Below are 16,977 nucleotides of genomic sequence, written 5' to 3' on the forward strand. Positions count from 1 at the left end.
TAAATTACACGACCTATGCTCGGTCGCTCCGAAAGCCTTAGTTGCACTTATGTAGATAAGAAAGTTTCTATACTTTCCTATCTACTAAAAAAATGTATCTTAAATGCCCCTTTCAAAAATAGCACTTGATCATCCGCTCACTGTGCTATTTTTATTTTTTTAAAGAAAACTATGGACTTTTACACTGATAATGATTATCATTACTATTGGATAGTGTAAAACTTTTATATACAACTAGGAGGATGAAAAAAATGAAGCAAAAGAGCTTTTCTTTGTTTATACTTATATTCGTTTCTTTACTTGCCCTTGTCGGTTGTGGTTCAAGTGATGAGGAAAACGGTGATGATGAGAATTCCAATAATGATGAAGTAGTTATTACACACGAAATGGGTGAAACAACTATTCCTGCTAATCCGGAAAATATCGTAGCCCTTGAATTTTCCTATGTTGATGCGTTAGCAGCTATTGGAATCTCACCTATTGGGATTGCTGATGACGATGACGAAAGTAGAATTATTGCCCCAATTAAAGATAAAATTGACGAATATACTTCTGTTGGGACTAGAAAACAGCCGAGCATGGAGATTATTAGCTCCTTACAGCCTGATTTGATTATAGCTGATTTACAGCGGCACAAGGATGTATATGAGGAACTTTCTCAGATAGCACCAACTATTGTCTTATCTTCACTTGCTGCTGATTACGATGAGATTTTAGAAGGCTTCGAGACTATCTCTGTTGCCGTTGGTGAGGAAGAAAAGGGGCAAGAAGTGTTAGAGGCACATAAGAAACGTATGGAAGAGATTAAGGAACAGGTTCCAGAAGACGAGGATCGTGTGGTTCTCCCAGCCGTTGTAACAGCTGACGCCTTCCATGCACATAATATGGATTCATATACTGGGTCACTACTTGAGTCAATAGGTTTGAACAATGCGATTCAGGACGGTAGTGACCGCTACAATAAAATTAATCTGGAACAAGTGGTTGAATTTAATCCAGATGTATTATTCTTAATGGAAGCTGGTGAGGAAACCATTATCAATGAGTGGGAAAGTAATCCTTTATGGCAGAATGTTAGTGCTGTCGAAAATGGCAATGTTTTTAGTGTGGACCGTAACACATGGTCACGATTCAGAGGTCTTATCTCATCTGAGGCAATTTTAGAAGAAGCTGTAGAAAATTTATACGGTAATTAACGTAAGGGCGAGCAGGTCTCGCTCTTTTTTAGTAGATAAGAAAGCCATAAATTTTTTTCTACATAATTGCAACTTAGACTTTCGCCATTAAATCTTGGCGATAAGCCTCGTTTTCTAAGTAGTAAAGAAAGTATAGATGGAAGGTTATGTATATTTATCTAAAGAAACGGCCACGTACAGGACGTACTAGTGCCGATGAAGCCACAGGACGTGGCGTTTTCATCGGCCAGCGCCTAGACACTCGGGACATAAGCAGTTCGACTTGGGTAAAGACATCCACACTACGCTTACCTGCTTATGCTTGTCATGTCTTTCAAGGCGCTTCGAGCTTTTGTTCTGTTTTTTGATTGTTTAATTCATGGTAAAATGAAGAGAATTGTATTGCGATAGGAAAGGGATTTTTGTTTATGGAATCACAATCAGCATTTAAAAAAGGGCTCCTATTTATCATTGGGCTTATTTTATTAATTTCAAGTATGCTAGCAAGTCTCCGGGTCGGTGCTGCTTCCATAGATTTTTCTACCATTTTCCAATCTTTTATTACCAATGAAGAAACACGGGATGTGTTAATTGTACAAGGTCTACGATTACCTCGAACGTTGATTGCCGTAATTATAGGCGCAAGTTTAGCAATTGCAGGTGCAATCATGCAGGCGATTACGTTGAATCCACTTGCGTCTCCTCAGATTTTCGGTGTAAATGCTGGTGCATCTCTAATGGTCGTAATTGGGCTTGTTTTACTGCCAAGTATTTCTCCTGGTTCATTAGTTTATTTTGCATTTTTAGGGGCTATTTTAGGTGGAACTGTTGTATATTCCATGGCATCTACTGGAGGCGGAACTTCACCCATTAAGCTTGCACTTGCTGGTATTACTGTCCATTTGTTTCTATCAGCAATTATAGAGGGAATTGTTTTGTTTCATGAGGATTCCACCGAGAATGTACTATTTTGGCTCGCTGGAGCGATCGATGGAGCAACCTGGGGGGATGTTCAAACCATCTTACCTTGGTCCATTATTGGGATTATACTTACGATCGTTTTAGCACGCCAGCTAACCACTCTTGGCCTTGGTGATGAAATGGCCCAAGGTCTTGGACAGAATGTTGTATTGATCCGATTGTTTTTCAGCTTTCTCGTTGTTATTTTAGCTGGAGCATCTGTTGCAGTTGCAGGTCCAATCGGTTTTGTAGGTTTAATCGTACCCCATATTGTACGTAAACTGGTTGGAGTCGATTACCGGATAATTATCCCATTCTCTGCCTTGTTTGGTGCTTTACTGTTAGTAACTGCTGATGTCTTATCTCGGTTTATTGCATATCCATCTGAATCACCCGTAGGAATTGTCACCGCTTTAATCGGTGCTCCTTACTTCCTCTATTTAGCACGCAAAGGGGGTAAGGCATAGTGAAAAACATGCATTTACCTCATCATGTAAGATTAATTATACTTGTTGTGATTACGGTTTGTGTTGCTATTCTGGCGGTTGGTGTTGGTGCGGTGTTTATTACACCTTTGGAATTTTTTCAATCATTGTTTGGTGTCACAGATGGTGGATCAAGCTTTATTATTATGAATTACCGTTTACCACGAATTGTCATGGCATTTTTGGTTGGTGCAGGTTTAGGTGTTTCCGGTGCGATTTTACAAGGGATTATTCGAAATCCGCTTGCATCCCCTGATGTAATTGGTATCACAAAAGGGGCTGGGCTTGCAGCGGCAATTGTTGTACTGCTTTTTCCAAATTCACCAGTGATAGCCCTGCCAATTGCTGCACTTAGTGGAGCAATGGTGATCACGGCTATCTTATATCTGTTTGCCTATAAACAAGGGGTAAACCCGTCCACCTTAGCATTGATTGGAATTGCTTTAGGTGCGGTCGCCCAAGCTGGAATTCAGTTTTTAATGGTTAAATTCCCAGTTGCAATAAATGCTGCACTAGTCTGGCTGACTGGTAGCCTATGGGGAAAAAGCTGGGAAGATGTATTACTACTGTTACCATGGATAATTGTTTTAGTGCCTTTAAGTATACTGCTTGCAAACAAACTCGATATTTTAAATCTTGGCGATGATGTCGCTGAAGGTCTCGGTGAGCATACAGAACGTACCCGTGTATTATTATTAGGAATTGCTGTAGCATTAGCGGGGGCATCTGTTGCTGTAGTAGGGTCGATTGGATTTCTTGGATTGATTGCACCACACATTGCACGGCAGATCGTTGGGAATCGTCACCGACTTCTCCTTCCTACCGCCGCGATAATGGGAGCATTATTGCTTTTGTTGGCTGATGCGCTAGGACGAGGAATCGCACCACCAGCAGAAGTTCCAGCAGGAATATTTACCGCAGTACTGGGTGCTCCTTATTTCTTGTTTTTATTGCGGAAATTAAAAGCGAAATAGGTTCTATAGCTTTTTACCTCTTCATTGTAATGGAGAGGTAAAAAGGGATTTATTTAAGCTTAATTAGTTCCGGTTTGGTGGAGAAACATACAAATTAGGATACTAATTAGCAGACCAAATCGCATATGATTTGGTTTCTTCATATTTCTTATATCAACAATAGGGTGCGTTTCTGTTATAGGTAAAAGAGGTGAGATGATTTTTGGAATAATATTCAAACCTCTGGAACTGGGGGTTACTGAAATAGTTCAAGCTCTTCTGCTTCTGCCTTTGGATGGTTTTTGTAGAAATGATTAGAAAACTTGGCATTCCCCAAGCCTTTATGGCGAATGACCTAGTTTCACTTATGCAAATAAAAAAGTTTTATACTTTCTTATTTGCGAACAAAGAAATAATTTTATTCAAGTAACGGGTGGCGATTGCTCCAGAAGAGCAGTCGCTTCTTGTGTAAACGAGGTAGATAATAGACGAACGAATTTTAAGCGGACCTCAGTGCCCTTATTTGTGTCCAAAACAGTGATTTTTAAGGTCAAGCGGACTCAGAGGATCTTATTGCATGAAAAAACAGCTATAACTCCTAGAACTGTTACAAATAAGGTCTTCTGAGTCCGACAACTGCGATAATTATCATAATGAAAGGAAATAAGGTCCACTGAGTCCGCAAAAAAGATAGGCTGTCTTATGTTCAAGCAGTGTAATTTTTATTTAAGCAATCGGATGCTAAAATTTAACAAGACAACATTAGAAAGCTTGGCTAATCGCCAAGCCTTAATGGCAGAAGTCTAGTTGCACTTATGCAGATAAGAAAGTTTTATACTTCCTTATCTGCTAAGAAAAACCGTGCAAACCCCGTCCGGTTTTTCTTATTGCTACCTCATTTGCACCCGATGCAAATGAGCAAATATACCATCACGCTTTAATAGCTCTTCATGACTTCCTTCTTCTTCAATACCATCTTTTGTCACGACCATAATACGATCAGCATTTTTAATCGTTGCCAGTCTATGCGCAATTACTAGTGTTGTACGATCTTTTGTAAGCTCGGTTAATGCTTTTTGAATAATTGTTTCTGTTTCGGTATCAAGTGCTGATGTTGCTTCATCCAGTATTAGAATAGGTGGATTTTTTAAAAACATTCGTGCAATGGCGATCCGCTGCTTCTGTCCACCTGAGAGCTTCAACCCTCGCTCACCAACTTGGGTTTCATAGCCATTTGGCAGCTCTTTAATAAACCCTTCCATGTGTGCTTGTCTGGCTGCATGCCTAATTTCTTCGTTTGTAGCATCAAGCTTTCCATATGCTATATTTTCACGTAATGTCCCCGTAAATAAGAACACGTCCTGTTGTACAATACCGATTTGGTTACGCAGCGATTCCTTCGTCATGTCACGTATATCCATCCCATCAATCGTGATACTTCCTTTGTCAATATCATAAAAACGTGGAATAAGAGAACAGATTGTTGTTTTACCTGCACCTGAAGGTCCAACAAATGCAATTGTTTCACCTGAGGTAATGTCAAAGCTTAACGACTTCAGCACTGGTTTTTGTATTTTTTCATAACCAAAAGTTACACTGTTAAATGAAATATCACCCTTCAACGACTGTACCTTTTTCGCATGAACACGATCAACAACATCTGGTGAGATATCCAGTAAATCTATAAACCGTTTGAACCCAGCCATTCCTTTAGGATATAACTCCAATAAGGCACTGATCTTTTCAATTGGCCTAAATAATACATTTGCATAAAGTACAAAGCCGACAAGTTCTCCGTGTGATAACTCGCCGTTAAAACTCAACCATGAACCAACAACTAAAATGACCAATACGATTAATCTCATCATCATATATATATTGGAATGTACAAATGCCATAACCTTATATGCACCAATTTTAGCTATCCGAAAACTATAATTATCTTTTGTAAAGCGTTCCATTTCAAAATTCTCATTTGTAAAAGACTGCACTACTCGTGCACCTGAAACAGAATCCTCAACCCTTGCATTCACTTCCGCAATATCCTTGTACATTTGCCGCCATGCCTTGTTCATTTTTATATTACTGTAGGCAATTAGCCAGATTAGAAGAGGGACAGCGATTAAAATAATGAGTACTAGTTTAACGTTTACCGTAAACATGATCCAAAATGCACCGATAAATGTCATGATTGCGATGAAGAAATCTTCTGGCCCGTGGTGGGCTAATTCTCCGATATCAAACAAATCATTGGTGATACGGCTCATAATATGACCTGTTTTGGTATTGTCAAAAAAACGAAACGATTGCCTCTGTACATGTTGAAATAAATCTTGTCGCATATCCGTTTCAATATTAACACCAAGTTTATGGCCTAAATATGTGACGATGTATTGTAAAAAGGTACTTAAAATATACACCAGCAATAACAAAACACTAACTGTCATGATCAAATCCCATTCACCATCAACTAACAATTTATCAATAAACCATTGTACCGCTAATGGAAAAGCAAGCTCCAGTAATGCAACAATCACTGCAGATGTAAAATCGATAATAAACAAACGTTTATGTGGTTTGTAATAAGAGAAAAAACGACGAATCACAAGGTGCACTTCCTTTTAGGCTTTTTTAATCTAAAGGAAATTATAAGGCTATTTTACGGGCTTGGCAATAAGAATAACTACTTCTAGAGAAAAAGCTTGTCAAGGTTGTCTATATTGTTGCATATGTATGTAATAACTAACCCGGAGGTGCTTTTTTATGAAAATAGTAATGCCGATGTCAAAATGGATTTGCTATGCTGTTGGATATGTATTTATTACATCGGGAATTCTTAAGTTAGTAATGAGTGACTTTAAAAGTGTATTCATGAGTCTTAATCTTCCCTTCCCCAGCACTATTTTATTTCTTGTGGCTATAACTGAAATCGCATGTGGTGGACTAATTGCTGCAAGAATCTATACGAAGCAAGCTTCCGCACCACTTATTTTTATTATGCTTAGTGCTATTTACCTTACAAAGCTACCAATTCTCTTACAGCAAGGGTTTCTCTCATTTGCATTTGAAGCAAGGCTCGATATTGTCATGCTTATTCTGCTTTTGCTTATTTGGCAACATATAAAAGGCGGTAAATTTTATTAAGGATTTATGAATAGAACATACTAACAGCTCTGTTATCCACAGCTTTATCCACATATGCACAAATGTTCGTACTTATTTTGTTATAGAATACTTGTTCTGTACTATATATTGATTTATCTACAGGGTTATCCACTGATTGTGTATAACTTTCGAGTTATACACAATTGAAAACTTGGCTTATCGCCAAGCCTTAGTTGCACTTATGCAGATAAGAAAGTTTTATGCTTTCTTATCTGCGAGCAAAAGCCTAAGCGCCTGTTAAGCGACGTATGGGCTGTGCCAGCGCATCGCGGGTGAGTCGACATTACTGCGCAAAGCGGTGGTTTTAGTCGGCCTTCCTTTTGCTTAGCGAATCGATGTTGACTTATCGTAAGGAAAACTTGACTTTTAACAGTATTAAACAGGAGCAAATTCCAGAGCAAACAGACCTAACCGCGGAATAAATGCACGAAAGCGCGGAATTCCAGTACATAAACACGGAATAATCGACGAAAGCGCGGAATTCCAGTATAAAATCACGGAATAACCGGACAAAATCGCGGAATCAACCGTGTAGGCAGTCGCCATTGTGAACAAACTGGCATCCGTCCTTTCAAGCTAAGTACGCCATGTCGTGTCCGACGGTTCTGGACATGGCATACAGTCTCTAAACAAAAACAAAAGTGCAAGCGCCTTGAAAGACAAGACAAGCATAAGCGGATCAAGTAGTGTAGATGCCTTTACCAAAGTCGACCTGCTTATGTCTCGAGTGTCCAGGCGCTGGAGCTGAACGCGGCTTACACAGTCAATAAATTATCCATAGGCTCCTAATTTTATAATTTCCTAAACAAGAGAAAAGGCTATCTTCCTTTTTTAGAAGATAGCCTTTTCTCTTTATGACTGTGTACCGAGTTCGATCGTTGTTTCTTGTCGCTCACCATCACGGTAATACGTAATGGTCACCTCGTCCCCAACTTCTTTTTCTTGGTACAATACTTTTCGTAAATCAATCATATTATCAACTTCTTGTCCATCAAGCTCTGTAATTACATCCAGACGTTGTAGACCAGATTGGTCTGCTGGAGATAATTGCTCTACACTCCACACATACACGCCACCATCTACATCATTTGGAAGGTTTAACGTGCTTTGCCATTCTGCTTGCGGGACTTCCTCTAACGAATAGATTTCCACACCAATATATGCGCGTGTTACTTTACCTGTTTCTTCTAATTCCTCTATAATTGGACGTGCTGAATCAATTGGAATCGCAAATCCAATTCCCTCGACAGCTGCTTGATTAATTTTCATAGAATTAATCCCGATGAGCTGCCCTTCCATATTAATTAACGCACCACCACTATTTCCTGGATTAATGGCCGCGTCCGTTTGGATAACCTCCGCTTGCCAATCTGCACGTCCATCCTGGTTAAAGTCCTGTGGAATAGTTCGTTGTTTACCACTAATCACACCTTGTGTAACGGAACCTGAAAACATGAGTCCCAGTGGATTGCCAATTGCTATTGCAGGCTCACCAACCTTAACATTATCCGAAGATCCCATTTGAGCAACTCTGTCCACCCCCTCACCATCCATTCGCAGTACAGCTAAATCGGAAAACAAATCACTACCAATTAACTCTGCTACAACATGCCTTTCATCTGATAATACTACTTCTATCGTATCAGCACCTTCAATAACATGATGGTTTGTCACAACAAAGGCTTGGCCGTTCTCTATTTTATAAATGACACCTGAACCTGTTCCAGTTTGATCGCCATTTTGTTGCTGCCAAAAGTCTGTTTGCTGCTGTATATTTACAACTCCTACAACGGATGGAGTTACTTCTTCTACAACCTCTGTTACTCTTGTGGAAATATCAAAGTTGACGTAATCCGTCTGTGTGGTTTTCCCCTGGTCTACAGAGGGGTCACTTTGCTCTTGCTCTACTTGTGAGTCAGGTAAAACATTGGATTGCATGAAAGTGGGTAATGCTACAGTAACTAATAGAATTCCAATAATAACTCCTAACATTGCAGGAACTATCCATGTGTTTTTCTTTTTACGATTTGGATTTGGAGGATAATGTTGATTATAATACCCCATCTGACCAACCCCTTATCTCATGATTCGATACAATAGTATTCCCTCAATATTAAATTTATTAAACACAAAACGTAAATACTATTTAAACAACTTCATACATGGGCGTGGCTGCTTTGGGATCCGTATCATAAACATCAAGCTCAATCCCGCGTTCTTTTAAGACTCCTTCTACAGACATACGTGCCAAATCCTTCATATTATTGTCCAGACTTAAGTGTGCCAAATAAATCCGTTTTGTTCGATTACTAATAATATCACTTAACGCTAATCCGCAATCCTCGTTAGACACATGTCCAGAGTCACCTAAGATGCGTCGCTTCACACTCCACGGATAGCGTCCCATACGAAGCATTCCTACATCGTGATTTGCTTCAAATATATATGCATCAGAATCTTCTACTGTTTTCTTTATTCGTTCGGAAACATACCCTAAATCCGTTACAAGGGAAACTTTCTTTCCTCCCTGACGAAATGTATAAAACATTGGTTCAGCTGCATCATGTGATACTCCGAATGATTCAATATCGATATCGCCAAATGTTTTTACCTGTTCCATACCAAAGTGAAATTTTTGGTCTAATGAAAGTTTACCAATCGATCCTTCCATAGCATGCCACGTTTTTTCATTTGCATATATAGGTAGATTATATTTCCGCGCTATAATCCCTAACCCCTTAATATGATCGCTATGTTCGTGGGTTACTAATATCCCTGTAAGACTATCTGGGTCTACTTGGACTTCTTGAAGTAATTGGTCTATCTTCTTTCCACTTAAACCTGCATCTACGAGAAGTTTTTCTTGTTCAGACTCAATATAAAAGGCATTCCCCGTACTACCTGATGCTAATATACTAAAACGTAATGTCATTATAAGTCACTCCGATTATCTGCTGTTAACTTAAGTCTAAGTTGATTTAAAATATCCTCATGTATTTTTTCTGTTTCTTCCATATCATTTATTCTACTAATTAAGGTTGTTATAGCATTTTCTAAAAAGTCTTCTGATTCAGGTGAGACAATCCTTTCTATTGCGTTCACGAAAAAGTTTTTCTCCCCGTTAACCAACACATTCCACTGGGGAGCAAATACTTGTACACCATTTTCTAATGGATACCTTGTATAATAACCAACATCCAAATCGGTGATGTCATCTCCTGCAAATAATTCATTGGATGTGTATAATGTTTCAATTGCTTGAATCGGTTCAATTAATGTCTTACTTTCCCCTTCAGATTCAGCCTCTCCAAGCATGGTTTGAGCATAAAACATGATCTCGTTTTCATCATTTAAGAAGACCAGTATTATGCCACCGTGGTTATAATAGATCGGTCGGTCATTTTTTTCTTGAAAGAAAACGAGTACGTTTAATTCTTTATCCCAATCCCAATACTCATACTGATCCGAAAATATAATTTTTCCATTTACCATCTCTGTTATTTCAGAACCAGTTGCTTTTTCTGGGACCTCGAGAGGTTCTTCAAACTGTGAAACAATCAAGTAACTATTGACTCTTGCTAAAACCTGATTATCAAAATTAGAAACTTCATTCAATTCACCTTCTGTAAAACTTTTTGGGCTTACAGAAATATATGATTCAGATATTTCCTCACTGTCCAATTCGGCACTTATTTCTATCTCGTCCTGCTCGAGTTGTTCTTCAATGGTTGAATTTTCTTGTTCAATTACTCCAATGTCTTTTTGATCTTGTTTCTCCATAAATTGCAATACCAGATAAATATCTAGAATAAGGAAGCAGAGAATAAATAGTGTTTTAATTTGACTCCATTGCATCCTCAACTTCCCCCTTTTAATTCTTCATACTCACTAAAATCCAATTCAATCCAGTTCCCACTATAATTCATATACCAAGCTGGTTCTAGTGTTAGGGCTCTATCAGCACTGTCTTCATACTCTAGCTTATATCCAATTTGGATATCTCTAATATTCTCCAAATTATAAGTCACGTTTGCATTGTTTTGTAAAATATAAATAACATCTCTTCCTGATAGTAAATCAACCGTTCCGCCATCATTGATAATGTTTCCTGTATTAAAATTAAATAAAGGACGCTGATAAAAGTTCAATTCCTGACCACGCCATTCCTGTTCAATAATGGATAAATTTAAATTATTGAACACAGGAATACCTTCATAATACATTTGGTAGCGTACCCTGTTCATAGTTGTATCTATTGAAACAAGATTATATTCGTTAGTCCAACCCTTATGGTCATTAATATTTGAAATACTGCGCTCAACTAAGCTAATGGGTTCTCCTAATTGGTCAGGACTTGATTCGTTTGGATTAATAAATTCCATCATTCGTTGATCCTGGTATACACGCATTCCCCGCTGTGCATCCGTATAATATGCTTCATTAACGTTGGAAATGTTACGACCGACAATGGACGGTGTATTAAACAATTCATTAACAAATAATGATGGTTCAATACTTTCAACCGTAAAAGATAATCGAGCCATTGTCACTGGATTTTCGGGTATATAGATTGGTGTTCCCGATTCTTCTGACTCCCCAAAGACAACATAGCTGGTTAAGTCGTCAAGATTCGTCATATAGTTCCATAACATATCATATTTACTAGAATTATTGACAACCGCTCGTGCCTGCTGTTGACCATTTGTTGATTGAAAGTAAATGGTCAGTAATTGTGAATCTTGATTTAATGTGATAAATATCCTTTGGAACGACCAACTTGGCATTTGTTGTTCTTCATTAAAAGTAAAAAGACTATTAACGAATTCCATCGGTAATGCATCCGGAAAAATAACTTCTACTTGATGATCACTTGAAGGCGGTTCATCTGTACTTCTAGTAGCAAATTCATATAATATCCATGATTGCATATCTTGGTACAAACTACGACGGTTAATGGCGTCTGTAAAACCATAGTGTTCATTATTTGTATGGAAGAGAATCGAACTTGGTTCAATAATTCGTTTTTTTGTTTCTTCAATTCCACCAATGTCTACTTCATCCACATACTGATCGCTAATGAAGCGATCAACATCCGGCTGATAGCTCCATATACTAAACGTTAGTAATAAACTTAATCCAACTAATATTGTTAACATAAAAGACTTTACTGTTTCAAGTTTCATGTCGTATCCCTCCGCTTCTGGTTCATTAGCGGAAGTGTAAAGAGAATTGTCGTCCCTTTACCTTCTTTACTTTCAGCCCAAATTTTACCATGGTGTGCCTCCACCAATTCTTTAGCAATTGCTAGTCCTAATCCAGTGCCACCCAGTTTCCTTGTTCTTGCTTTATCTGCACGATAAAAACGCTCAAAGATTTTATGAACCTTATCGTAGGAAATTCCTAACCCTTCATCTTGTACACTAACTAAAAGGGAATATTTTTCTCTTTCTACTTTGAAGCGAATAGTCCCACCATTTGGTGAATATTTAATAGCATTGGAAATGATATTATCTAATACTTGTGTCATTTTATCGGGGTCAAGCCAGACATTATATTTTCCGGATGATAGTTCTCGTTTGAGTGTTATTTTTTCCGTGACATTCATCTCAAAACGGTCAATAATCTGATGAAAATATGCAATAAACTCTACCTTTTCTTTGTGTAGACCATAATTCTTATTATCCATCTTAGAAAGCTGTAATAAGTCATTGACCATTCTAATCATACGTTCGGTCTCATTTTGAGTAACGCCTAAGAATTTAGGTGCTATTTCTTTATCCTGCCATGCTCCATCGGTTAATGCCTCCAAATAGCTTCGCAACGTCGTCAACGGTGTACGCAATTCATGTGAGACATTTGATACAAATTCCCTGCGCTCTTTCTCTACTTTTTCTTGTTCCGTTACATCACTAATAACCGTAATGAATCCAGTAATATCATCTTCGTAATCGGAAACAGTTGAGAAATTTGCACGGATTAAGAAGAAGCCATCCTCATCACTAAAGTCAATAATCATGGATCCACTATCCTGTAGCTCTGTGATATCGACTACTCTTTCTTCTAGCTGTAAAACATCCAACAAAAATTTCCCTTGTACATCTTCAGGGCTCATACCAATCAGTTTTGCTGCTGCATCATTCATGAGTGTAACAGCACCTGAACGATTAGTTGCTATAACGCCATCAGACATATTTGACAACACGGAACTAAGCTTCCGCCGTTCCTCTTCTGTAGTGGCTTGTGAATGCTTTAATCGTTCATTCAAATCATTAAAAGAGACCGCAAGTTGGCCAATTTCATCACTTCCATATACATTAACTTTTTGTGTGAAATCGCCCTTTGCCATCGTTTGTGCTTGCCTTCGCATTTCCAAGATTGGCTTTGTAATGGTACGGGCAACTAATATTCCAATAAAAGCAGATACGGTAATCGCTAAAAGAGCTCCTCGCAGAAAAATTCCATTTATATTTTGAACTTGCTCATTTACACCTTCAAGAGAAGTTTCCAGATAAATAGCGCCTACTACATTCTCTTCTGCATCATAGATAGGTTCCGTTTTAACAAAAACAATATTTTCTGTTTGCTGATTCCATTTTGTATCTTCTGTACCTTCACCAAACCTAAGGACTTGCAGTACAAGGTCTTTCGTTGTTCTTTTTCCAATATTTTGTTGGTTGCTATAATCATTGGTTCCCATAACACGGTATTGAGCATTAATAACTTGAAGATTCGTTATGTCTTCTGTGGGTACATCTGACACAATATTTTGCACTTCCTGTTGTAATGATAGTTCTTGTGAGTCCTCCGTTCGTTCTTTTTCAAACGCTTGCTCAAGGTTATAGTTTAAAAGATCTACACGGTCCTTTACTGATTCCTCAAAGTTTTTCCTTAATTCAGATTCTAATTGTGTTGAGAAGTAGGAACCAATAACTTGGAATGCCACAAGCAATAGAAATATGAATATAATGATAAATTTTAATTGTATGGAACGAAAAAAACCGACTTTATTCATAACAGCTACTCCTGCTCAGGATTACGCAAATAATAACCAACACCCCGACGTGTCACAATCCACATCGGGTTACTTGGACTCTCCTCGATTTTCTCACGAAGTCTTCTAACTGTTACATCAACGGTCCGAACGTCACCAAAGTAATCATATCCCCACACTGTTTCTAATAAGTGTTCACGGGTCATCACTTGTCCAATATGACGTGCTAGATAATGTACTAACTCAAATTCCCGATGGGTTAACTCAACTTCGTTCCCATTGCGTGTAACGGTATATGCATCAGGATGTACAACCAAACTTCCTATTACAATATCTTTTGTCGTTTTCACAGTATCATCAGGTGCTTGCTGCTGACGACGTAAATTGGCCTTTACCCGCGCAATTAATTCACGATTGCTAAATGGTTTTGTCACGTAATCATCAGCACCCATTTCCAACCCTAATACTTTATCAATTTCAGTATCTTTTGCCGTTAACATAATGATTGGCATGGTCTGGGTTTTTCTAATTTCCCGACAAACTTCATTACCATCCTTATTTGGAAGCATAATGTCCAATAATACTAACTCTGGATTTTCTGATGCAGCAAGCGCTATCGCTTCATCCCCATCATAGGCACAAACTACTTCATAACCCTCTTTCTCCAGGTTAAATTTTAAGATATCTGCAATTGGCTTTTCATCATCTACTACTAGAATCTTCTGACTCAATAGACCCACATCCTTTACTTTATTTTCTTTTAAAGCGTTTTACTATTTGGCTGTCTTCGCACGTACTGTTGCTTTTTTATCTTCATAGTTGATATAAATTTCGACGTAACTGCTATGTTGATTTCCGCTGCGGGCACAGCTTCAGCCAGGGTACTACTTAAATCCTCTTCTTTGTTGCCTTGCGCCGAGGAAGCAGGCTTCGAAGCGTTACTAAAAGACACAGGTGCATCTATGCGGGTCTTCTGACACGTGCTGTTCCTGCGGGAGGACAGGCATAGGTGATGTTCTGAAATGCGTTGAAGCTCACCAGCCACCCGCGGAAAGTGTAGTGTATTTCCAGAGCGGTAAGTTACGTCGCAGTCAATATCTATTCTCTCATTAGCAAGAAACCTTACGTAAACAGCCTACTATTTAATCGTTTTATTGTTTTCATGTTGTCTTTATTATTATTTGTACTATGTCACTTTTATAGCACTATACATTTCATTTTATCGTACTTTTTGTGAAATGTCTTTGTTTATAATTGAATCTAACTTTCCTCCTATTTTTATGAAAACTTATTAAGAAAGAGACTGACTAGTGAGGAGCTATTCTCCTAAGTCAGTCTCTTACTATTTATACCTCTAGTTTTTAAAAATACTTTGAAGGGTTTTGCATGGCTCCGTTCTTGTATACTTCAAAATGCAAATGAATTCCCGTTGAATTACCAGTCGAACCCATGACCCCAATCTTACTGCCTTTTTCTACAATTTGCCCAGGGCTTACACTAATAGATGAAAGGTGAGCGTAGATCGTTTTCATTCCGTTATTATGATTAATTACAATTTTATTTCCATAACCACCGCTATCATAGCCTGCTGATACTACAGTACCGTTATCCGCTGCTAAAATAGATCGATTGCTAGGTCCAGCAATATCCATTCCTTTATGCATTGAGCCCCAACGCATTCCCATATGACTGGAAATATATCCGCCGACCGCAGGCCAGTGTAAACTTCCTGAACCACGTGATGGAACTACTTTTGTACCTTTAACAATTATCTTCTTAACCGGTTTCTTTGTTACACTTTCACTAATCGTTTCTTTATTTATTACCTGTCCATTCTTCATCTCGATGGCGTAATGAACTTCTTTTTTACCTTCTTGTCCATCTTGACTTACTTTTTTATCACCTTTGTAAAGGTCATTGGACTCAACTGTTTCTATATCATAGCTAATTTTTTCTTCCACTTTCTTTTCTTCTTTAACGATTACATCTGCAAATGGTTGATAGTCTGTAACGTTAATTTCCTGATCGATCTGTAAGATGGAATCTTCATTTAACGATGGGTTTAGCTCTAGTAACTTTTTCGTAGTTATATCATAGTTGCTAGCTATTTTCCCTAATACTTCACCCTCTTTAACAAGATGCTTCTTTTCTTCCAATGTACCTTTTTCCAGCATTTTAACACCTTGTTTAACAGACAATATGTCATCTGGAACTACTTTTTTCTTAGAAAGTGAAACCTTTTCAGAAATGATTACGTCTATTATAGTAGACTCACCAACAGAAAGAGAGATATCATCTTGTCTTACCGGTTTATCATCATTTTGATTTTCTTTCTCTTTTTCAAATTTTTCAAGATCTTCTTCTGTTATATATTTTGCTTTAAATGCACGTAACACTTCGTCTGCTGTTTCTTTGTTCTTAAAGTAACCAACTGTATTACCTGCAATAGTTAATTCTATTGCTTGAGCTTTTATCGATAGCTCATCTTCTAAAGCGGAAGTGACTTTATTATTGTTGTATGTAGGATTAAATACCTTCTCGGAAATATAGGAAATATCCTCACCAATTGCTAATGATAGTTCGTCGTTTTCTTCTGAATAACTAGCAACTTTTTCATCCATTAGGTTCTCTACAACATTCTTACTATCAACTTTACCAACATGCTCACCATCAACATAAACATGGTAAATTGTTTCCAAGTCTTCACTTTCTGCGCTTACAGTTGTAAATGTAAGAGAAAAAACTAAACATGTAGTAATAGCGATCTTTGTCGGTAAGCTTATTTTCTTTGAATTTCTCGTATTTCTACCCCGTTTTAAAATTCTTCTCGACACGACGTTGTTTTCCCCCTTACTAACGTTCTTTTATATTTAACTATTAAAAATAGTACTAAAGACTTTCTCAAGGTCTTTTACTAATCTACCATACATATATTAGATAGGGAATATGGATATATAGATTGTTAATAAACTGTATAATCAATTCCATTTTTTTACAATTTTAGGCGATTTTGTGTGTATTATGTTACTAAATGTCACTTATACCATCTTTATTTGTGTCATATTTTACAATAGTATTACAATGTTATCGACTAAACTGTCTAAAAAACGAGAAAAAAGTAGGGAGCGTTGAATTAATAGGGGAAAGTTGACATACTTTTTATGTATTTAGCGATTAGATTTAAAAACAGTTTTCTCTTTACGAAGAAAATCAGGAGAACAAAAAAGGACAATTCTCTAGTTCGTTTC

General features: G+C 37.7%; 12 protein-coding genes. 4 read left to right on the forward strand and 8 right to left on the reverse strand.

From position 1 onward, the window contains the following. The first annotated feature begins 251 nt into the window (after nucleotides 1–251). The 3 genes from ACFQ3N_RS18045 to ACFQ3N_RS18055 all read left to right on the forward strand — a co-directional run bounded on the left by ACFQ3N_RS18045 (nucleotide 252) and on the right by ACFQ3N_RS18055 (nucleotide 3,594). Nucleotides 252–1,196, forward strand: a complete 945-nt coding sequence (locus ACFQ3N_RS18045; protein ID WP_390364211.1) for an ABC transporter substrate-binding protein — start codon at nucleotides 252–254, stop codon at nucleotides 1,194–1,196. A gap of 407 nt (nucleotides 1,197–1,603) precedes the next feature. Continuing rightward, complete coding sequence (locus tag ACFQ3N_RS18050; RefSeq protein WP_390364213.1) at nucleotides 1,604–2,602, forward strand: FecCD family ABC transporter permease; 999 nt, start codon at nucleotides 1,604–1,606, stop codon at nucleotides 2,600–2,602. 8 nt (nucleotides 2,603–2,610) lie between these two features. Then, nucleotides 2,611–3,594: a FecCD family ABC transporter permease gene (locus tag ACFQ3N_RS18055; protein ID WP_390364314.1), complete on the forward strand. Its 984-nt coding sequence runs from the start codon at nucleotides 2,611–2,613 to the stop codon at nucleotides 3,592–3,594. An 869-nt stretch (nucleotides 3,595–4,463) separates the two neighbouring features. Here the strand turns inward: ACFQ3N_RS18055 and ACFQ3N_RS18060 are convergent. Further along, entirely contained in the window at nucleotides 4,464–6,179 is a 1,716-nt protein-coding gene (locus ACFQ3N_RS18060) for an ABC transporter ATP-binding protein (protein WP_390364215.1), read from the reverse strand. Between the two features lie 157 nt (nucleotides 6,180–6,336). On the opposite strand from ACFQ3N_RS18060, the gene ACFQ3N_RS18065 reads away from it, so the two are divergent. Beyond that, complete coding sequence (locus ACFQ3N_RS18065; protein WP_390364217.1) at nucleotides 6,337–6,717, forward strand: DoxX family protein; 381 nt, start codon at nucleotides 6,337–6,339, stop codon at nucleotides 6,715–6,717. 873 nt (nucleotides 6,718–7,590) lie between these two features. Here ACFQ3N_RS18065 and ACFQ3N_RS18070 read toward each other — a convergent pair. From ACFQ3N_RS18070 to ACFQ3N_RS18100, 7 genes are all read right to left on the reverse strand, one after another. Beyond that, nucleotides 7,591–8,802 carry a S1C family serine protease gene (locus ACFQ3N_RS18070; protein ID WP_390364219.1) on the reverse strand — a complete coding sequence of 404 codons (1,212 nt, stop codon included), beginning with the start codon at nucleotides 8,800–8,802 and terminating at the stop codon, nucleotides 7,591–7,593. 82 nt (nucleotides 8,803–8,884) lie between these two features. Next, nucleotides 8,885–9,670, reverse strand: coding sequence for an MBL fold metallo-hydrolase (locus ACFQ3N_RS18075; RefSeq protein WP_390364221.1), 786 nt, complete (start codon nucleotides 9,668–9,670; stop codon nucleotides 8,885–8,887). Next, the gene (locus ACFQ3N_RS18080; RefSeq protein WP_390364223.1) at nucleotides 9,670–10,593 is read right to left on the reverse strand and encodes a two-component system regulatory protein YycI; all 924 of its coding nucleotides are present in this window, start codon (nucleotides 10,591–10,593) and stop codon (nucleotides 9,670–9,672) included. Before ACFQ3N_RS18080 ends, ACFQ3N_RS18075 begins: the two co-directional genes overlap by 1 nt. A 2-nt stretch (nucleotides 10,594–10,595) precedes the next feature. Continuing rightward, a complete protein-coding gene (locus ACFQ3N_RS18085; RefSeq protein WP_390364225.1) occupies nucleotides 10,596–11,921 on the reverse strand; it encodes a YycH family regulatory protein in 1,326 nt (441 codons plus the stop codon). Continuing rightward, nucleotides 11,918–13,750, reverse strand: coding sequence for a cell wall metabolism sensor histidine kinase WalK (gene walK, locus ACFQ3N_RS18090; RefSeq protein ID WP_390364227.1), 1,833 nt, complete (start codon nucleotides 13,748–13,750; stop codon nucleotides 11,918–11,920). The genes ACFQ3N_RS18085 and walK overlap by 4 nt, the downstream gene beginning before the upstream one ends. Nucleotides 13,751–13,755: 5 nt before the next feature. Beyond that, entirely contained in the window at nucleotides 13,756–14,460 is a 705-nt protein-coding gene (gene yycF / locus ACFQ3N_RS18095) for a response regulator YycF (protein WP_390364229.1), read from the reverse strand. A gap of 630 nt (nucleotides 14,461–15,090) precedes the next feature. After that, the gene (locus ACFQ3N_RS18100; RefSeq protein WP_390364231.1) at nucleotides 15,091–16,563 is read right to left on the reverse strand and encodes a peptidoglycan DD-metalloendopeptidase family protein; all 1,473 of its coding nucleotides are present in this window, start codon (nucleotides 16,561–16,563) and stop codon (nucleotides 15,091–15,093) included. Nucleotides 16,564–16,977 lie beyond the last annotated feature (414 nt).

The sequence above is a fragment of the Virgibacillus byunsanensis genome (assembly GCF_042675965.1).
GTDB lineage: Bacteria > Bacillota > Bacilli > Bacillales > Amphibacillaceae > Virgibacillus_R > Virgibacillus_R byunsanensis.

What these genes read in the sequence shown, in the direction of transcription:
- ACFQ3N_RS18045 (WP_390364211.1), top strand. Translation starts at nt 252, where the DNA reads ATGAAGCAAAAGAGCTTTTCTTTGTTTATACTTATATTCGTTTCTTTA.
- ACFQ3N_RS18050 (WP_390364213.1), top strand. Translation starts at nt 1,604, where the DNA reads ATGGAATCACAATCAGCATTTAAAAAAGGGCTCCTATTTATCATTGGG.
- ACFQ3N_RS18055 (WP_390364314.1), top strand. Translation starts at nt 2,611, where the DNA reads ATGCATTTACCTCATCATGTAAGATTAATTATACTTGTTGTGATTACG.
- ACFQ3N_RS18065 (WP_390364217.1), top strand. Translation starts at nt 6,337, where the DNA reads ATGAAAATAGTAATGCCGATGTCAAAATGGATTTGCTATGCTGTTGGA.
- ACFQ3N_RS18070 (WP_390364219.1), bottom strand. Translation starts at nt 8,802, where the DNA reads ATGGGGTATTATAATCAACATTATCCTCCAAATCCAAATCGTAAAAAG.
- ACFQ3N_RS18075 (WP_390364221.1), bottom strand. Translation starts at nt 9,670, where the DNA reads ATGACATTACGTTTTAGTATATTAGCATCAGGTAGTACGGGGAATGCC.
- ACFQ3N_RS18080 (WP_390364223.1), bottom strand. Translation starts at nt 10,593, where the DNA reads ATGCAATGGAGTCAAATTAAAACACTATTTATTCTCTGCTTCCTTATT.
- ACFQ3N_RS18085 (WP_390364225.1), bottom strand. Translation starts at nt 11,921, where the DNA reads ATGAAACTTGAAACAGTAAAGTCTTTTATGTTAACAATATTAGTTGGA.
- walK (WP_390364227.1), bottom strand. Translation starts at nt 13,750, where the DNA reads ATGAATAAAGTCGGTTTTTTTCGTTCCATACAATTAAAATTTATCATT.